At 56.0% G+C, this 15618-nt stretch carries 19 protein-coding genes and 1 pseudogene; 9 read left to right on the top strand and 11 right to left on the bottom strand.

Annotation, left to right across the window (positions count from 1 at the left end; genetic code table 11):
* Positions 1–27 precede the first annotated feature (27 nt).
* The 5 genes from AC4ICF_RS06185 to budA all read right to left on the bottom strand — a co-directional run bounded on the left by AC4ICF_RS06185 (position 28) and on the right by budA (position 4708).
* The gene (locus tag AC4ICF_RS06185) at positions 28–726 is read right to left on the bottom strand and encodes a GNAT family N-acetyltransferase (protein ID WP_316380744.1); all 699 of its coding nucleotides are present in this window, start codon (positions 724–726) and stop codon (positions 28–30) included.
* A gap of 107 nt (positions 727–833) precedes the next feature.
* A complete protein-coding gene (locus AC4ICF_RS06180) occupies positions 834–1307 on the bottom strand; it encodes a cold-shock protein (RefSeq protein WP_316380745.1) in 474 nt (157 codons plus the stop codon).
* Positions 1308–1444: 137 nt separating this feature from the next.
* On the bottom strand, positions 1445–2215 hold the full coding sequence (locus tag AC4ICF_RS06175) for a (S)-acetoin forming diacetyl reductase (RefSeq protein WP_316380746.1): 771 nt from the start codon (positions 2213–2215) through the stop codon (positions 1445–1447).
* A gap of 20 nt (positions 2216–2235) precedes the next feature.
* Complete coding sequence (gene alsS / locus AC4ICF_RS06170) at positions 2236–3870, bottom strand: acetolactate synthase AlsS (protein WP_226857645.1); 1635 nt, start codon at positions 3868–3870, stop codon at positions 2236–2238.
* Positions 3871–3928: 58 nt separating this feature from the next.
* Positions 3929–4708 carry an acetolactate decarboxylase gene (gene budA, locus AC4ICF_RS06165; protein ID WP_116341312.1) on the bottom strand — a complete coding sequence of 260 codons (780 nt, stop codon included), beginning with the start codon at positions 4706–4708 and terminating at the stop codon, positions 3929–3931.
* Positions 4709–4813: 105 nt separating this feature from the next.
* Here budA and AC4ICF_RS06160 point away from each other — a divergent pair, with 105 nt between their 5' ends.
* A complete protein-coding gene (locus tag AC4ICF_RS06160; protein WP_116341314.1) occupies positions 4814–5698 on the top strand; it encodes a LysR family transcriptional regulator in 885 nt (294 codons plus the stop codon).
* A 73-nt stretch (positions 5699–5771) separates the two neighbouring features.
* Here the strand turns inward: AC4ICF_RS06160 and AC4ICF_RS06155 are convergent, their stop codons facing one another.
* Together AC4ICF_RS06155 and AC4ICF_RS06150 are read right to left on the bottom strand one after the other, a co-directional pair.
* Positions 5772–6134, bottom strand: a complete 363-nt coding sequence (locus AC4ICF_RS06155; protein WP_116341315.1) for a cupin domain-containing protein — start codon at positions 6132–6134, stop codon at positions 5772–5774.
* Positions 6135–6209: 75 nt separating this feature from the next.
* Entirely contained in the window at positions 6210–7028 is an 819-nt protein-coding gene (locus AC4ICF_RS06150) for an AraC family transcriptional regulator (RefSeq protein ID WP_232935904.1), read from the bottom strand.
* Positions 7029–7277: 249 nt separating this feature from the next.
* Here AC4ICF_RS06150 and AC4ICF_RS06145 point away from each other — a divergent pair, with 249 nt between their 5' ends.
* Complete coding sequence (locus AC4ICF_RS06145; protein WP_316380747.1) at positions 7278–7733, top strand: hypothetical protein; 456 nt, start codon at positions 7278–7280, stop codon at positions 7731–7733.
* Between the two features lie 158 nt (positions 7734–7891).
* Here AC4ICF_RS06145 and AC4ICF_RS06140 read toward each other — a convergent pair whose 3' ends face one another.
* Positions 7892–8344, bottom strand: a complete 453-nt coding sequence (locus tag AC4ICF_RS06140) for an acyltransferase (protein ID WP_316380748.1) — start codon at positions 8342–8344, stop codon at positions 7892–7894.
* Between the two features lie 421 nt (positions 8345–8765).
* Between AC4ICF_RS06140 and AC4ICF_RS06135 the strand changes: the two are divergent.
* The 3 genes and pseudogenes from AC4ICF_RS06135 to AC4ICF_RS06125 all read left to right on the top strand — a co-directional run bounded on the left by AC4ICF_RS06135 (position 8766) and on the right by AC4ICF_RS06125 (position 9913).
* A pseudogene (locus AC4ICF_RS06135) lies at positions 8766–8986 on the top strand (type II toxin-antitoxin system HigB family toxin).
* Complete coding sequence (locus AC4ICF_RS06130; RefSeq protein WP_316380749.1) at positions 8983–9402, top strand: helix-turn-helix domain-containing protein; 420 nt, start codon at positions 8983–8985, stop codon at positions 9400–9402. The pseudogene AC4ICF_RS06135 and the gene AC4ICF_RS06130 overlap by 4 nt, the downstream one beginning before the upstream one ends.
* An 85-nt stretch (positions 9403–9487) precedes the next feature.
* Positions 9488–9913, top strand: coding sequence for a VOC family protein (locus AC4ICF_RS06125; protein ID WP_316380750.1), 426 nt, complete (start codon positions 9488–9490; stop codon positions 9911–9913).
* A gap of 5 nt (positions 9914–9918) precedes the next feature.
* On the opposite strand, the gene AC4ICF_RS06120 is transcribed toward AC4ICF_RS06125, so the two are convergent.
* The 3 genes from AC4ICF_RS06120 to AC4ICF_RS06110 are packed head-to-tail and all read right to left on the bottom strand — an operon-like array spanning position 9919 to position 12966.
* Positions 9919–10785 (bottom strand): efflux RND transporter periplasmic adaptor subunit, encoded by an 867-nt coding sequence (locus tag AC4ICF_RS06120; protein ID WP_316380751.1) that lies wholly within the window; start codon positions 10783–10785, stop codon positions 9919–9921.
* Positions 10782–10997: a DUF1656 domain-containing protein gene (locus AC4ICF_RS06115; protein WP_033144858.1), complete on the bottom strand. Its 216-nt coding sequence runs from the start codon at positions 10995–10997 to the stop codon at positions 10782–10784. Before AC4ICF_RS06115 ends, AC4ICF_RS06120 begins: the two co-directional genes overlap by 4 nt.
* Positions 10990–12966 (bottom strand): FUSC family protein, encoded by a 1977-nt coding sequence (locus AC4ICF_RS06110; protein WP_316380752.1) that lies wholly within the window; start codon positions 12964–12966, stop codon positions 10990–10992. Before AC4ICF_RS06110 ends, AC4ICF_RS06115 begins: the two co-directional genes overlap by 8 nt.
* A 76-nt stretch (positions 12967–13042) precedes the next feature.
* Here AC4ICF_RS06110 and AC4ICF_RS06105 point away from each other — a divergent pair, with 76 nt between their 5' ends.
* The 4 genes from AC4ICF_RS06105 (at position 13043) to AC4ICF_RS06090 (ending at position 15582) form a co-directional block, all read left to right on the top strand.
* Positions 13043–13837, top strand: a complete 795-nt coding sequence (locus AC4ICF_RS06105; RefSeq protein WP_316380753.1) for an AraC family transcriptional regulator — start codon at positions 13043–13045, stop codon at positions 13835–13837.
* 455 nt (positions 13838–14292) lie between these two features.
* Positions 14293–14784 carry an Hcp family type VI secretion system effector gene (locus AC4ICF_RS06100; RefSeq protein WP_316380754.1) on the top strand — a complete coding sequence of 164 codons (492 nt, stop codon included), beginning with the start codon at positions 14293–14295 and terminating at the stop codon, positions 14782–14784.
* 10 nt (positions 14785–14794) lie between these two features.
* On the top strand, positions 14795–15151 hold the full coding sequence (locus AC4ICF_RS06095) for a tlde1 domain-containing protein (protein ID WP_316380755.1): 357 nt from the start codon (positions 14795–14797) through the stop codon (positions 15149–15151).
* Positions 15148–15582, top strand: a complete 435-nt coding sequence (locus AC4ICF_RS06090) for a hypothetical protein (protein ID WP_316380756.1) — start codon at positions 15148–15150, stop codon at positions 15580–15582. Before AC4ICF_RS06095 ends, AC4ICF_RS06090 begins: the two co-directional genes overlap by 4 nt.
* Positions 15583–15618 lie beyond the last annotated feature (36 nt).

The following is a 15618-nucleotide window of genomic DNA, read 5'->3' as shown; positions in this document are numbered from 1 at the left end:
CTTTGCGCTGTACCCTACATAAAAAGCTTATAAACGAAACGCCTCCAGCCGCTTAATCTGCCGCCCCTGGGCGTCAAAATTCTCCGCCGCCAGCCAGGCGCGCAGCTCCGCATCCCTTTGCGGCCATTCGCCGTCAATAATCGAAAGCATATCGCTGTCGCGGTTGCGGCCCTTGCGCACCAGCTTCTGGCGCAGGCGTCCTTCCCAGACAAACCCCAGCCGCTCCGCCGCGCGGCGTGAGGCGGTGTTCATCGAATCACATTTCCACTCCAGCCGACGGTACTTGTGCTCGAAGGCATTTTTCAGCAGCAGCCAGACCACTTCGGTTCCGATGCGGGTGCCTTTCATCCTGCGCGACCAGGTGACGTGGCCGATTTCCACCGAGCCCTGAAACCGCTCAATCGCCATGTAGCTCACCAGCCCTACCGCTTTTTCAGTGCGTAAATCGATTACCGCAAACGGGACCAGATCGTCATCCATCACCTTGCCGAGCACCCAGTGCGCGGTGGCTTCCACGCTTTCTGGCTGGGTGCTTGCAAGCCACGTCCAGTCGCTGTCATCACCCAGCGCGTAAGCTTCGTATAAATCAGCCGAATGGCGATCGGCGTCCAGCGGCTCCAGGCGGCAATAATGACCGGTGAGCGGGGTGCGGGTTAAGACGCGGGCGCATTTCCAGTCCGGGACGATATCGTTAACGGTTTGACCATGTTGATTGATTTCGGGCACGGCGGTGACTCCCTGAAAGGTAAGGAGTTTGTTATAGCAGGTTAAAAAGCGGTCGGAAAGGGAGAACGTGCAGGCCGGGTAACGCGTCGTCGCTACCCGGCATAAGATCACTTCAGCAGCTTCACCGTAGCGTCGATGTCGATCTCATCTTCGGTAAAGATCATCGTTGTGTTCTGGAAGGTGGTGATCGCCAGCTTCTTCACCGTGCGCATTTCGCCCGGCTTCTTGTCGGATTTCGGCTTGATGCTGTTCATCAGCAGCCCCACCGACAGCACCGCATTCTCTTTGTCGATTTTAGTCTCAACCGGCTCTTCTTCGCTGAACACCACGAAGGATTTGATCGAGGTGAGCTTCACGCGCTCGCCCGCAATGTAGAGGTACTTGCTCTCAGGAATCACCTTCACCGCGTAGGCGGAGAGGCCTTTGTTGTTGGTGGTCGGCTCGAAGGTTACCGCGGCATCTTTCTTAATCAGATCGGGGTTGGCGACCTTAATCACATGAAAATAGCGGTTGTCGCCGTTTTCATCTTTGATAAATCCGAAGCCTTTATCTTTAAACCACGTTGTGATTGTACCGTTCATCGCTGTTACCGCCTGTCAGATCTCAAGACTAAAGTTTTGCAGCGCGCAGTGTAATGCACAATGGCTGAGGAGACAAAAAAAAGCCCCTGCACGGAGGCAGGGGAAAACTCATGTCAGAGCTTATTAGTATTACGTTTTTAGTTGAACACCATCCCACCATCAATCAACAGCGACTGGCCGGTCATGTAGTCGGAATCCGGCCCGGCCAGGTATGAGACGCAGGCGGCGACGTCTTCCGGCTCGGACAGACGGCCAAGCGTAATGCGTTTGGCAAAGGTTTCAGTCCCGTAGCCTAGCGGTTTACCCGCCGCCTCGGAGACCTGACGGTCGATTTCCGCCCACATCGGCGTTTTAACGATGCCCGGGCAGTAAGCGTTAACGGTGATGCCCAGCGGCGCAAGGTCTCGCGCTGCGGTCTGAGTCAGGCCGCGCACCGCGAACTTGCTTGAGCTGTACACCGCCAGTTCAGGGTTGCCGGTGTGGCCCGCCTGGGAGCAGGCGTTGATGATTTTGCCGCCGTGCCCCTCTTTGCGAAACGCGTCGATGGCAGCCTGAATGCCCCAGATCACCCCTTTCACGTTGATGTTGTAGACCTTGTCGACAATCTCCGGCGTGATGGATTCGATGGGGGTGGATGGCGCAATCCCGGCATTGTTGACGATGACGTGGAAGCCGCCCAGTGCGGTGCGGGCTTTCTCCACCGCCGCAAATACCTGCTCGCGGTCAGAGACATCGACCTTCACGGCGACGGCCTTGCCGCCGTTGCGGGTGATTTCATCGGCGACGGCTTTTGCCGTCTCAACGTTATAGTCGGCGATGGCGACGGCAAAGCCATCCTTCACCAGGCGAAGCGCGATCGCTTTACCAATCCCCTGGCCTGAGCCTGTTACGAGAGCAACTTTTTGCATTTCTCTGTCCTTATATTGAGTCACAAAATCTGGCTGAGATGGAGCTGGCCCATCAGCAGCGGGTTATCGCTGTAGTCGACGGGAATGGCCACCACGGCAGGGCCGTCCACATCCATTGCCGCACGCAGCGTGGGTTCCAGCGCCTCAGCGCTCTCCACGGCAAAGCCCTTCGCGCCGAAGGCGTCGGCATACGCTTTGAAATCGACAGGGCCGAACTCTACGCCGGAAAGGCGCTGGTATTTTTTTTCTTCCTGAATGGCCACCATGTTGTAGCCGTTATCCACCCAGATGATGTGCAGCACGTTGGCGTTGAGGCGCACTGCGGTTTCCAGCTCCATGCTCGACTGTAAAAAACCGCCGTCACCGGAGACCGACACAACCTTGCGGCCCGGGTTCACCAGCCATGCGCCAATGGCCCACGGCAGGGCGACGCCCATGGTCTGCTGACCGTTGGAGATCATCACCTGACGCGCCCGGAAGCTGTAGAGGTAGCGGGCGATCCAGATGTGGAAGCTGCCCATATCCACGGTAAGCGTCACGTCGTTATTCACGATGTCCTGCATGGCACGCACGATGCGCAGCGGGTGCAGGGCAAACTGGTTGAGCGAGGCGCCGCGGCGATCGAGCAGATCCCGCTGATGCTGGCGATCGACCAGAATTTCTGACGCACGCTGGCTCAGCTCCAGCTTATGGTCGATCCGGTTTGCGAGCAGGTTCAGCGTTTCGGCGATATCCCCCACCAGCTCCAGATCCGGCACGTAGTTACGCTCTTCATAGGCGGGCAGGACATCGATGTGCACCAGCGTCGCGTCGCCGCTGTTCCACATGGACGGCTCGTACTCCACCGGGCTGTAGCCTACGCAGATAATCAGATCCGCCAGATGGAGCAGCCGGTCGCCCGCCTGGTTATTGAACAGACCGACGCGTCCGGCAAAGCGGGTGAAGTGCTCCTGGTTTACCGCCCCGGCGGCCTGATAGGTGCTGGTGACAGGAATGCGGCTTTTCTCCAGCAGCTTGCGCAGTGCGGCGCTGTTGGCGGGCTGGCTGGCCATCAGGCCGAGTAAGATGACCGGGTTTTTGGCGTTTTCGATAAGCTTCGCCACGTCGTTAATGGCTGATTCCGGTGCCGGGCCCATCAGCGCCGGACCGCTGGCGGGTAAAATCGCGCCCGTCGCGGGCTGGTCGACAATATCCTGCGGCAGGCTGACGAACGCGCCCCCCGGCCTGCCGTGCTCGGCGGCGCGAAACGCGTTCGATACCACTTCGGCAATGGCGTCCGGTGAACTGACCTCCACGGCGTATTTGGTGACCGGGCTGAACATGGCGACGGTGTCCATGCTCTGGTGCACCAGCTTGGCTTTATCCGCCCGCTTCACCGCCCCGCCCAGCGCCACCACCGGGTCGCCCTCGCTGTTGGCGGTGGCGATGCCGGTGATCAGGTTAGAGCAGCCCGGCCCGGAGGTGACCAGTGCCACCCCGGCCTTGCCGGTCAGCCGCCCGACCGCCGCCGCCATAAACGCCGCGTTGGCCTCATGACGCACCGGGATGATCTCAATGGAGGAGTCCAGCAGGGAATCAAATACCTTGTCGATTTTCGCACCCGGGATCCCGAACACCTGCTTCACGCCCTGCGCTTCCAGCTGGCCGACAACCATATCGGCGCCGTGCGCCCACTGACGTGACTGTTTCTCACTGTTCACGGTAGTTCTCCTGTTAGTTTTCGACGGAACGGATCGCTGCATCAAGATTGCTGGGGTGAAGGTTGGCCTGTAAGAACGCGCTGTCGGCGGGCAGATCAATCATCAGCTTGTGTATTTCGCCGAAGGTGAGCACGCCGCTCTCCAGCTGGTAGTCCAGCAGATGGCCCCCGCCCTGACGGTCGTCGGTAATGAAGTGTTCGTGATACCCCGCCACGTTAATGCCCTGCATATGCTGCGGGGTGCGGAACCCGACCAGCACCCCTTCACGCTGGTTAAAGCGGAACACCGGCTGGTCATCCAGCACGTCGGTCATCGCCCGGTACGGCGGCTTCTGGCGCGGTACGGTGCGGGTGTGGGCGTGGCGGAAATTGCCGTCAATGCGCAGCGCGCAGAACAGGTTGTCGGAGGGGATCTGCTGGTCAATCACGTCGTGGATCTGCTGACGGCTGACCGGCGCATCGAAGGTTTTGCGGTACTGCGGCTGGAACCAGGTCATTACCGCAAACGGCGTTTTCTGCTCCGGCTTCGCGGCCCGGGCGCTGCCGTCGGCGCGCAGCTGGTAGACCTGGCTGCTGAAGGCAATCATTTCACCGTCCAGCTCGTTAAAGGTGCCGAGACCAAAATCACCGTGTGCCAGCAGGTCGGCGATCGTCGTCTCCCCTTCGTACACGCCGCTTAGCAGGGCGCTCATTAGCGATGTCTGGTAGATCACGCTGTCAGGATGCTGGGCTGAGAACCCGCGCAGGGTCTCGCACAGGCTAGCCTCACAGTCGCAGGCAGATGAATGCGTCATCGTGCTCGTCCTCTTCAACTTTATTTAGAAAGGTTAAATAAATGTTGACCCGATTCAGCAGAGAGTTCCAATATAGAAACCATGCTGGTTTGAGACGTTTTAGATATGGAACTTCGTTATCTGCGGTATTTTGTCGCGGTTGCACGCGAGCGACACTTCACCCGGGCGGCCGAAGCGCTGGGTATTTCACAGCCTCCTCTGAGTCAGCAGATCAAACGGCTTGAAGAGGAAGTCGGCACGCCGCTGTTCAGACGCCTGACGCGGGGCGTGGAGCTGACCGAGGCGGGAGAAGCGTTCTATGAGGATGCCTGCAAGATCCTGGCGCTGAGCGATGCCGCGCTGGAAAAGGCCCGCGGCATCGCGCGCGGGCTGAACGGCAATCTGTCGATTGGGATCACCAGTTCAGATGCCTTTCACCCAAAAATTTTCGCGCTGATTCGCCAGTTTCAGGTGCAGAACATGGCGGTGCAGGTTCACCAGGTGGAGGCCAATATGTCGTCGCTGACGACGATGCTGGCGGAGGGTGAACTGGATATTGCCTTCGTACGCCTGCCGTGCGAGAGCAGTAAGATGTTTGAAATTAAAATCCTCGACCGGGAGCCGATGGTGGTGGCGCTGCATCGCGACCATCCGCTGGCGGCTTGCGGTTCGCTGGCGTTAGAGCAGCTTCGGGGTACGCCGGTGGTGCTGTTCCCGCAGGAGGTCGCGCCGGGCCTGTATGACCGGGTGCACGGCTGCTGCGAGCGGGCCGGAATTGACGTGCAGCACGCGCTGCAATCGTCACAGCTTTCGTCGTCCCTGAGCATGGTCTCCGCCGGCGGCGGGTTTGCGCTGGTGCCGAAATCCATGGCGGCCATTTCACCGCCGAATGTGACCTATCATGCGCTAAGCTCACCGGCGCTTTATACCGATATCGCGCTGTGCTGGCGGCGTTTTGAACGCTCGCGGACGGTGAGGCGGTTTTTGACGATGATGAGCGAGGAATCATAGCGGCTTATAGGGGTTTTGAGGGTTTGTTGGCCGGGTAAGGCGCAGCCGCCACCCGGCAAGTCATCCTTCGTCCTCAAATCCAGACATCGTTCTCTGCGGTGCGATCCCCGCCTTCGTGTCCCGTATTCAGAACCCCGCAAGGTTCTATCATCATCATTTTTACCGTCGTTTCAGCAGACGTCTTATGTTCAACGCCTTTTGGCACAACGTACAATTCCCCCGGATTAACGAGCACATGCCCGTCACGAAAATCAATACGTAATACACCCTCAACCACGATAAATGCTTCGTCGGTTTCAGGATGCGCGTGCCATATAAAATCTCCCTCTATTTTCACAATCTTAAACTGGTAGTCATTCATCTGAGCGATGACCTTCGGCTGCCAGTGCGCGTCGAAGAGGGAAAATTTATTTTCCAGATTAATGGGTTGATACATGGTGACACTCCCTATGGTTGAGAAGTGTCCAGGATAGAGTAAGGCCGTTGCGCCGGTCTTGAATGATTGTGCAGCTCAGGTGCGGCTGTTTTGGATGATTTTCTGCCAGCGTCCCGGTGAGATCCCCAGCGTTTTGATAAACTGGCGAGTCATATGACTTTGGTCAGAAAACCCGGCCTCAACGGCCGCTTCAGCAAGAGACAGGCCTTTTTCAATCAAACGTCGGCAATATTCAAGACGCCGCATCGTCACATAGCGATACGGGCTTGTTCCGTAAAGTGCACGAAAATCCCGACTCAGGCTCCAGCGATCCCTGCCGCTGACCTCGGATAGCGTGTCGAGCGTAATGTCCTGGCTGAATTCTGTTTGAATATACTCGCGTGCACGCTCTGCGCGACGATAATCGAATGCGCATCGACGAAAGCGTTGTCCTCCCACCATGGCCAGCGTGTTGGCCAGATCGTAAAGCGCATCCTCTTCTTCCAGCGTATCGACAGGTTCTTCTGGTGCTTTTAGCAAGGATTCGGTCGCCGCAAAAAGCCGGGGATCGGATGAGATCCCGCCGGGAATAAACGGCAGCGGTTTTCCGCCCAGGATTTTCTGAACTAACGCCGGATCGATATACAGCATCCGATACTGAAATCCTTCAGTCGTCCCCGCTTCTCCGTCATGCACTTCGTCCGGGTGCAGAACCATCGTCCCGCCCGGAAGGCTGTGTTGTTGACTGCCCCGATAGTGAAAGCTCTGCACCCCGGACAAGGTCCGGCCTATCGCGTAGGTGTCATGCCGATGTGGCTCATAGCCATGTCCGCTGAAATACGCCTCTATGCGCTCTATTTTCCCTGGCGTTTGCGCAAATTTGACCCAGTCTTTGCTCTCGCTGGCGCTCGGCATATGTGCAACCTGATAAAAGTAGAAGGGGAAGTAACACCATAGACGCATGGAGTGGCATTTGGAAAGATATTGATGACAGGGTTTTCTGGAAGACTCCTCGCAAACCTGCAAGTAACCTTATGTAATTCATTGGTATACCTTTTCATCTCGTCTTCGCGGTCGTAAATTACCTGCGTTGCGGCACATCCGTAACCGGGCGTAGGAACCCGTTAGCATAACATGACATTTTTTGGACAAAGAGGATGCTAAATGGCGACTACCCCTGGATTTTCATACGCGCTTTCTGAGGAAAGCGCTGTTCATCATCTTGTTAACACTTCAATTCCCGATTCTGCGGATCTCTTCGAACTGGCTGACGCCTGCACCGCCTATGTGAGTGTACTACTGGAAACTGACGACGCGGTGACGTTTGCCACCCTCTGCGAGCGATTGCTGGCGGCGCTGAAGCGAATGCGGGAATGCTGCGATGCCGAACTTCCGCCGTATTTGGTTGAACAGCTGATTGCGGGGGAACATATTGCCTCCTGCGTACCAGACTGCTGGCAGGAGACGACGTTGCAGGTGGACTATGCCGTGGCGTTGACGCTGGCGGTGATGGGCGGGACGTTGCCTGCAAGCGTGGCGAAAGAACTCACCGGGCTGCTGCATGATATGGTCTGGCTGCTGGCGGAGTTTGTGAAGGAACCGTATATTTCGGCGCACTGAGGCGGGTGATGGGAGGCCGGGGTTCTGCCAGGTAGGAAGCTGAATTTCGGCCTTACGCAAAAAAATAATGTGGTTTTTGAATGTCTGTTAAGAGCGCACAGCGGATGTCTATTGGGCTAACAGAACATGAATGTGACGAAAAAATGAAAGGAAAATACTCAAAGCTCCCTGAGAAGCCTCGCTGGATTCCCCACATACACTCCTTTTACCTGTACCGGTTTTGTAACCACGCTACCTGCACCAATCACAGCACCACTGCAAATTTCCGTTGTTAAAATTGTTACTCCACTCCCCACTGTTACCCCATCACCCAACACGATATGTATCCAGCTGTCTGCAGAAGCATCAGGACTGCCGTTCTTAAAAAGGTCGTTAGCAAAGGTTACACCATGGCCTATAAAACAATCTTTGCCTAAGATAACGTTTTCACAGATGAAAGTGTGGGACTGCACTCTGGTTCTATCACCAATAACGCATCCCTTTTGTATCTCAACAAATGGCCCCACAAAAACATCATCGCCTAACTCACATTCATAAATGTTTGCCGGCATGACCACCTTCACATTTTCACCTTTTTTTACATCACGAATGCCACTTTCAATAATCTTCATACTTGCTGTTTCCTTACTTGATATAACACGGCATAGAATAGCTCAATAAGCATGGACCAATTTTATCTATAAAAAGTGACAACACTAATCTGCTCACGTTTACTGCACCTATGAGGATTATATTGTTCGCTTCTGGCTCAAAGCGGCCCCACCATTACCACATTTCCTTAGAACATTGGTTGCAACGCTTATTCTACGTCAGCAAACAATTCCTGAATACGCTACGAAAATCAAATAAATACCCAAAACGATTCATATAAGCCACTTTAATTTCTTGCCCTCGCCTCCTAATGTGTTCGCACTTAATAAACGAGTTAGATAGTCACAAGCATGTAGAAACTGTTCTTCCCTCGCAGTTTCCACATTGTCAACTCACCAACCACCATCTATAATGTTTTCATCCTGGAAACAAGGGGCAAGGATGCACGTAGTCTCAAGAGCGCTTTTCGACACAGCGGCCAGACAATTTCCCAACCAATCACTCACCCTGGACGATCTTTACCGGGTACTAAAGAAGGAACACTACCCTTAAGAGTGATGTTTTTTGCTGATTTTGAGCGAGGAAAAATTTTCATCAAACACATCAGCACTCACGTAGAGTATGACAACCTCACGGACCTCTACCGGAGAACGAAAGAATGAATTATGCAGCAGCCATCAAAGCGGCAAAGGATCTGACAAACGCGCTCCCTTTCATGGGCTCAACCCCGTCGCGCCAGGATTACGAGGATGCGCTAGCGCTGGTGGAGTATCTGATAGAACACGAACCCGATAACCCGCTGGTAGAGATGCTCACCGCCAGGATCGATAAATACGAAAACGAGTCTCCGGAGTTTGCAGAATTTAACGCGCGTGTTGCCAGCATTCCGTCAGGCGTTGCGTTATTGCGAACGCTGATGGATCAGTACCAACTCACTCAGAGCGACTTCGAGAACGAAATTGGTAAGAAGTCTCTGGTGAGTCGGATCCTCAACGGACAGCGTACGTTAACGCTGGATCATATGCGTAGACTGGCGAAGCGTTTTGATTTACCAGTGAGTGCATTTGTGGGGAAATGATCAAAAGAAGGTTTTGTACACGGCTGGATCCGTAAAAGGACGCAGAAGGCTGTTAAATCGACTATTGAAGACCGGGGATCTTAAAATGCTGGCTTATATCACTATAGGTACAAACGACTTTCAGCGCTCCGTGAACTTTTATGACGCTGTTTTTAACGTTCTGGGCTTCTCGCGTCTGCCTGCCTGGACTGAAAGCTGGGCAATGTGGGGGGATGAAAATAATCCAGGTGAGGGGTTCAGCTTCTGTATTTGTCCTCCTTTTAACGGGCATCGCGCAACGGCGGGAAACGGGACTATGTTCGCATTCAGTGCAGATAACGCGGACCTTGTCAGACGGTTCCATGCTGCGGGCCTTCTTGCAGGAGGGACGAATGAAGGCGAGCCAGGCACACGAAGCGCGTACGGCCCCGACTTTTATGTTGCCTATCTGCGCGATCCTGACGGACATAAGCTGGCATGCGTTTGTCAGCATTATTCTCCTGAAGCTGATAAGTTCGTAGACAAAGCATAGTCGCTTCACTCCTTATCTATCGCCACGCTCGCCGACAGCCCCGCCACCAACTCAACCCCCTCCGGCAACCTGTCGATATGAATACGCACCGGCACGCGCTGCGCCAGCCGGACCCAGCTAAAGGTGGGCTCGACGTCGGGCAGCCCCAGCCCGCCCGTCTCATCGTTGCTGTCCCCGATCCCATGTCCGATGCTCTCCACGTGACCCGTGATGACCGGCTCGTACCCCATCAGCACCACCTGCGCGGCATCCCCGACGCGGATATGGCGCAGCTTGGTCTCTTCAAAGTACCCCACCACCCAGAAGCTGTGGGCATCGACGATGGCGACCTTCGTCTCCCCCGCTGTCGCATAATCGCCAGGGCGAAGCCGCAGGTGCGTGACGTACCCCGAAACTGGCGCACGGACGGTGGCGTGCGCCAGATTAAGCTCTGCCAGATCCAGCGCGGCCAGCGCGCCGTGATAATTGGCCGCCGCGACGTTCGCCGCGCTGCCGGTTTGCTGTAAATCCTCGCTCGAAATAGCGTTTTTAATCAGCGTGCGGCGATGGGCCGCGTCCTGGCGCATCAGCATTTCATGGCGTTTCGACTCGACGTCAGCCTGCGCGCTGACCACCGCCAGCTTAAGCCAGCGCGGATCGATGGTGTAGAGCACATCGCCCCGGTTCACCCACTGATTGTCCCGCACGGCCACGCTGATGACCGGCCCGGAGACGTCCGGCGCAATCTGCACCACATCCGCCCGCACGCGGCCGTCGCGGGTCCACGGCGTTTGTGCATAGTGTTTCCACATCTGAAACGCCAGAAGCGTGGCCGCCGCGACGACGCTTAACGTCAGCGCATAGCGAGCCAGTAAAGAAAGCAGTGATTTCATGACAATAACCCCAACGCAGTCAGGCCCTGCATCAGCAGGAAAAAGGTGACAATCCAGGTGGAAACATCCATCAGCGGGCGAAACGGCAAGCGCCGGTAGAGCCTGCTGAGAGAGAAAAGCGCGACGAGGCCCAGCGTGCAGACCAGCGCCGCGAGGGCGACCATCAGCAGCCCCGGAATAAAAACCCCGCCGATATTGAGATCGTTAACCATGGTCCGGCTCCCGTAATGCACAGTGCAGATCCACCAGCCTGAAGACCAACTGGCGCGTATGTTCATCTGCCGCAGGCAGATGGCGTTCGATAAGGGTAACGATGCGTTCGCGTAAGGCGTGGCGGTCTGCGGCGTTTATCCGATGAAAAAGCGCGTCAACCTCCCTGCCGGGCGGTGCGTCACTGCGGCGTAAATGCATGACTGAAAGCCCCAGGCGCAGCGCGTGCAGCAGTCGACCGAGCGCCTGCTCTGGCGCACGCTCGCTGCGCTGCAGGCGCGGCAGCAACAGGGCGGTTCGGTCCATCATCAGGTTGATCCAGTGCGTTTCATCAACCCGCAGCGTGCCCTTCAGGCTGCGGCAAATGTCGCGCTGGCACAGGTTCAGCAGACGCGTGATGGCGCCATCCGCCTGCACGGTTTGCAGCAGGCTCATGCTGACGACGGCATAACCGGTGGCGGCAAAGAGCGCGATGGCGGTGTTAGCCGCAACGGCGAAATCTCCGCTGTAGTGCGCCCCCAGCTCGCACAGAATGGGCAGCGTCAGGGTAATACCCATCGCCATAAACGTGGTGGGCGGACGCGCCTGAAGCGACCCGGCCAGCAGATATGCCGGGGCAAGCACCGCCACCAGCACCGGGAAATCGCTCACCAGCGGCAGCAGCGCAAAGCTGTAGAACAGGCTAATGACCACGCCCCAGAACGAGCCAACGATGTATTTCACGATGTGGGGCGCCGGAGTGTCGAAGCTGCCAAACAGCGTGCAGCAGACCCCCAGGATAGACACCGCCGTGCCGCCATCCGGCCAGGCTGAGAAGATCCAGACCAGGCAGCCGCTCAGGATGATGGCGAAAGCCCCCAGCGCCGTGCGGGCTGCGGTCAGAGGATCCCGGTGAAAAACGTAGCCTTTCGCCGCGCGGGTTTGCCTCTCCCCAACGACGGGTTTGGCGTGGTGGATGGCCCCGGAAAGACGTTCGCACTGCTGCAGAAGAGCGATGGCCTCCGAGAGGTAGCGAATAAAACTGACCTGCAACGCGTCGTCAAAGGTCTGCGCCTGCGCGGCATACCGTTCGACGAGAAGCGCACAGCGGAGCCGCAGCGCCTCTGCCGTGCTGCTGGCGCCTTCAACGGCAAGCCAGGCCTGAACGTCCTCCAGCAACGCCTGCACGTCGGCGGGTAGGGTTCCGATCGCTGGCAGGCGATCGTGTAGTTCACAGTTGACGATAACCAGCCGAGCCAGCCGATCGTGGATCGCCTTTCTGGCCTGCCGCACCGGAGCTGAAAGGGCAAAATCATACGGAATATGGTGGCTTATGCCCTGCAGGAACTGCAGCGCCAGGGCCAGATGCAGAGGGGCGGAAGCCGCATCGGGTTTACCTGATAAGGTATCAGCCACCCGCCCGCGCGCGGCCTGTAGCGTCTGGGATAATTTCGCGTTGAACAGCCCCGAGACGCGCGCGGGCAGCACGTAGCGGTGAATCAGCGCCGCGCAGAAAATCCCGATAGCGATCTCCTGCACGCGGACAATGGCGACGTTAAAAATGCCGCCGGGATCGGACACCGCGGGAAAACCAATCAGGCTCGCGGTATAGCCGGCCAGCACAAAGGCGTACGCCCGGGGCGTGCGCTCCAGCAGGGAGAGCCACAGGCAGAATACGATCCAGCCCGTCAGCACCACGCTACACAGGACTGGCGTATTCGCGAAGGTGGGCACAATCAGCACGGTCGCGCTGGCCCCCGTCACGGTACCGGCCAGCCGGTAGAGGCTTCGGCTCAGCGATGCCCCAACTGACGTCTGTGACACGATGTAAACCGTAATAATGGCCCACGAGGGACGTTCGAGGCCTATCGAGAGCGCTATGTAATAAGCCAGCATCGCCGCGGCAAAGCTCTTCGCGGCGTAGATCAGCGCGCCCGCGTCGTTTCGCAACGTGTCAGGCAGGCGCACAGGATGAGAGAAGATGTTTTTCATGCCGGGATTATTACCGGCTTACAGACGCCCTTAAATACTCTATTCTGTCAAAAAATACCTAAATATTGCCAGAATCGTGAAGCCTCAACTCGCTCATACGCTGTATGACCCTGACGCCACCGCCTCCCCTGCCGTGGCGCGTCATCTGGACTTCGTGGATTACGCCGCGGAAGTGCCGGTACATACCCACCGCAAGGGCCAGCTGATTATTGCCCGATACGGTGCGGTCAGCTGTTACGCGGAGAATGACATCTGGATCGTGCCGCCGGACTGCGCCGTCTGGATCCCCGGCGGGATCCCGCACAGTGCCAGGGCGACCTGGAACGCGCATCTCAACTATTTGTTTATTGAGCCCGGCGCGGCGGTACTGCCGGAGAGATGCTGCACCCTGGCGATCTCGCCGTTGATTAAGGAGCTGGTCGATCGTCTGACGCGCGAAGGCGTGGATTATCCTCCCGACAGCCACGTCGCCAGGCTGACCAGAGTCACGCTTGACGAGCTCGCCAGCATGCCACAGCAGAAGCTGAGCCTGCCGGTCTCAACCGACCCGAAAATTCGCGCCATGGCCGACGCGCTGGTCAGCCGCCCGGAGGACAGAAGCACTCTGAAGGAGTGGGCAAAACGGCTTGCCCTCAGCGAGCGCTCGTTTGCCCGCCTGATTCAGCGCGAGACCGGGCTGAGCTTCGGGCGATGGCGCCAGCAGCTGCATTTGATTATTGCCCTGCGGGAGCTGGCCAGCGGCGTGCCCGTCCAGAACGTGGCGGCAACGCTCGGGTACGAATCCGTGAATGCGTTTATCACCATGTTCCGTAAAGCGATGGGCAGCACGCCCGCCCATTACTTTGCCGAACGGAAAAACAGCGTCCGTTAGGGCGGGGTACGATCTGAGACAGGATTCCTCCGCGCTTATTGCGGCCATTTAAACACCAGGAAAATATTTTCTGCTTTGCTGTTTTAATCGTTTCCAGGCCTGTTGCTACGGGCTGGCGGGTATTCTGACGAGCTAACAAGAGCTATTCATCACCTCATAAATCGTCAAATTAATGTACCCCTGAGAACAGATCAACTATTTATTAAATTTGCAATCATTATTCACTTAATCAAATTTTAAGTTAAACCACGATATTAATCATTAACACTTTATCCAGATCCAAACAGTAAGATCCCATTATTTCTTAATTTTCATCAACGAAAACGAAGATCGTTTTATATCCATACCATATAAAAATTGACGGACCATTTTGTAAGCACTAGCGTTACCCTGGTTACATAACCAATTAAACTAAAAGGTTTTTTCAGGTTTTCCTTAAATGGAGTTTTAAACAAATGGCTATTCCCGCTTATTTATGGCTCAAAGATGACGGCGGTGCCGACATCAAAGGCTCTGTCGATATACATGGTCGTGATGGAAGTATCGAGATAATCACGCTGAACCACGGCATAATGCAGCCCACGGACAAACATACCGGTAAGGCGACAAGTCTTCGCGTCCATTCCCCCTACTCTTTTGATAAAGAGATCGACGCCTCCAGCCCCTATTTGTACAAGGCTGTCAGCACAGGTCAGAAGCTAAAATCTGCAGAGGTGAAGTTTTACCATATCAACGATGCCGGTCAGGAAGTGGAATATTTCTCCACTCTTATGGAGGGAGTGACGATTGTCAGCGTCTGTCCAATGATGCTAGATATCAAAGATCCTGACTACGAGAAGCATAACCATCTTGAGCTGGTAGAACTGCTGTATGAAAAAATTACCTGGCGCTATGTCGACGGTAACACCATACATTCAGATAGCTGGAACGGCCGCAAGACGGCATAAGGAGAACGTTATGGGATGGAAGTATGAGCAGTCGACCGGCAAGATGTATAAAGACGGTAAATTAATTGAGATCGGGTATTCCGGTGCTCTTACGAATAAAAACAACCCGGACCGTCAGCATGTGAAAGGACTGGGGCCACTGCCTCGCGGGACGTATAAAATCGCGGGTCATTCGAATTCTAAAGGACCGATAACCATCATTCTTGAGCAAACCTCAGGCGAAAGTTTTGGTCGCTCAGAATTCCGCATTCATGGTGACCACAAGTATGGCCCCGCGGGGTTTGCATCCGAGGGGTGCATCATTCTCTCACCGTCAACGAGACGTAAGATTCTTCGCGACGGCGGCATGCTTGAGGTAGTGCGATGAAATACCCGATCGTACTGCTGATATGTGCTCTTACAGCCCCGGCAATAGCTGACGTTAGTGACTGGTCTTCAGCAGTGAAGGGAATTGCCTCAGGTGATGTACACCGGATTGAGCAAGCCCCAAAGCTTGCTGCCGTTGCTGACGAGAACCAGGCAAAGCAGTTAGAAGATGCCTTAGCCGCAGCGCTCACCACAAACACCAACGCCACGCTGAAAGCGCTCCGCATCCTTGATGCCGGAAAGTGGCCGCACATGGTAGGCAGCGATATCGTCTGCACGCCGCCTTTAGAGAAATCATCCGCCGAAATCGACGCGTTTTATCAGCGTACCCGCCAGGCGCTGCTGGAAACGTTTGAAGGTGCTCAGTGCCTCTGGATCCTGGAGGCAACCATGGAAGAGTTGAAAGCAGAGAAAGCCCGTCAGGCTAAGTAGAGACGCTACCCGGCGCACAACGGCCGGGTCTTTCCT

The organism is Enterobacter sp. ECC_219_Taxon_10 (assembly GCF_058354905.1).
This window is presented reverse-complemented; position numbering and strand designations above follow the sequence as displayed.

Coding starts and splice junctions, on each gene's coding strand:
- AC4ICF_RS06180 (WP_316380745.1), bottom strand. CDS start 1,307: ATGAACGGTACAATCACAACGTGGTTTAAAGATAAAGGCTTCGGATTT.
- AC4ICF_RS06175 (WP_316380746.1), bottom strand. CDS start 2,215: ATGCAAAAAGTTGCTCTCGTAACAGGCTCAGGCCAGGGGATTGGTAAA.
- alsS (WP_226857645.1), bottom strand. CDS start 3,870: ATGGTTGTCGGCCAGCTGGAAGCGCAGGGCGTGAAGCAGGTGTTCGGG.
- budA (WP_116341312.1), bottom strand. CDS start 4,708: ATGACGCATTCATCTGCCTGCGACTGTGAGGCTAGCCTGTGCGAGACC.
- AC4ICF_RS06160 (WP_116341314.1), top strand. CDS start 4,814: ATGGAACTTCGTTATCTGCGGTATTTTGTCGCGGTTGCACGCGAGCGA.
- AC4ICF_RS06155 (WP_116341315.1), bottom strand. CDS start 6,134: ATGTATCAACCCATTAATCTGGAAAATAAATTTTCCCTCTTCGACGCG.
- AC4ICF_RS06150 (WP_232935904.1), bottom strand. CDS start 7,028: ATGCCGAGCGCCAGCGAGAGCAAAGACTGGGTCAAATTTGCGCAAACG.
- AC4ICF_RS06145 (WP_316380747.1), top strand. CDS start 7,278: ATGGCGACTACCCCTGGATTTTCATACGCGCTTTCTGAGGAAAGCGCT.
- AC4ICF_RS06140 (WP_316380748.1), bottom strand. CDS start 8,344: ATGAAGATTATTGAAAGTGGCATTCGTGATGTAAAAAAAGGTGAAAAT.
- AC4ICF_RS06130 (WP_316380749.1), top strand. CDS start 8,983: ATGAATTATGCAGCAGCCATCAAAGCGGCAAAGGATCTGACAAACGCG.
- AC4ICF_RS06125 (WP_316380750.1), top strand. CDS start 9,488: ATGCTGGCTTATATCACTATAGGTACAAACGACTTTCAGCGCTCCGTG.
- AC4ICF_RS06120 (WP_316380751.1), bottom strand. CDS start 10,785: ATGAAATCACTGCTTTCTTTACTGGCTCGCTATGCGCTGACGTTAAGC.
- AC4ICF_RS06115 (WP_033144858.1), bottom strand. CDS start 10,997: ATGGTTAACGATCTCAATATCGGCGGGGTTTTTATTCCGGGGCTGCTG.
- AC4ICF_RS06110 (WP_316380752.1), bottom strand. CDS start 12,966: ATGAAAAACATCTTCTCTCATCCTGTGCGCCTGCCTGACACGTTGCGA.
- AC4ICF_RS06100 (WP_316380754.1), top strand. CDS start 14,293: ATGGCTATTCCCGCTTATTTATGGCTCAAAGATGACGGCGGTGCCGAC.
- AC4ICF_RS06095 (WP_316380755.1), top strand. CDS start 14,795: ATGGGATGGAAGTATGAGCAGTCGACCGGCAAGATGTATAAAGACGGT.
- AC4ICF_RS06090 (WP_316380756.1), top strand. CDS start 15,148: ATGAAATACCCGATCGTACTGCTGATATGTGCTCTTACAGCCCCGGCA.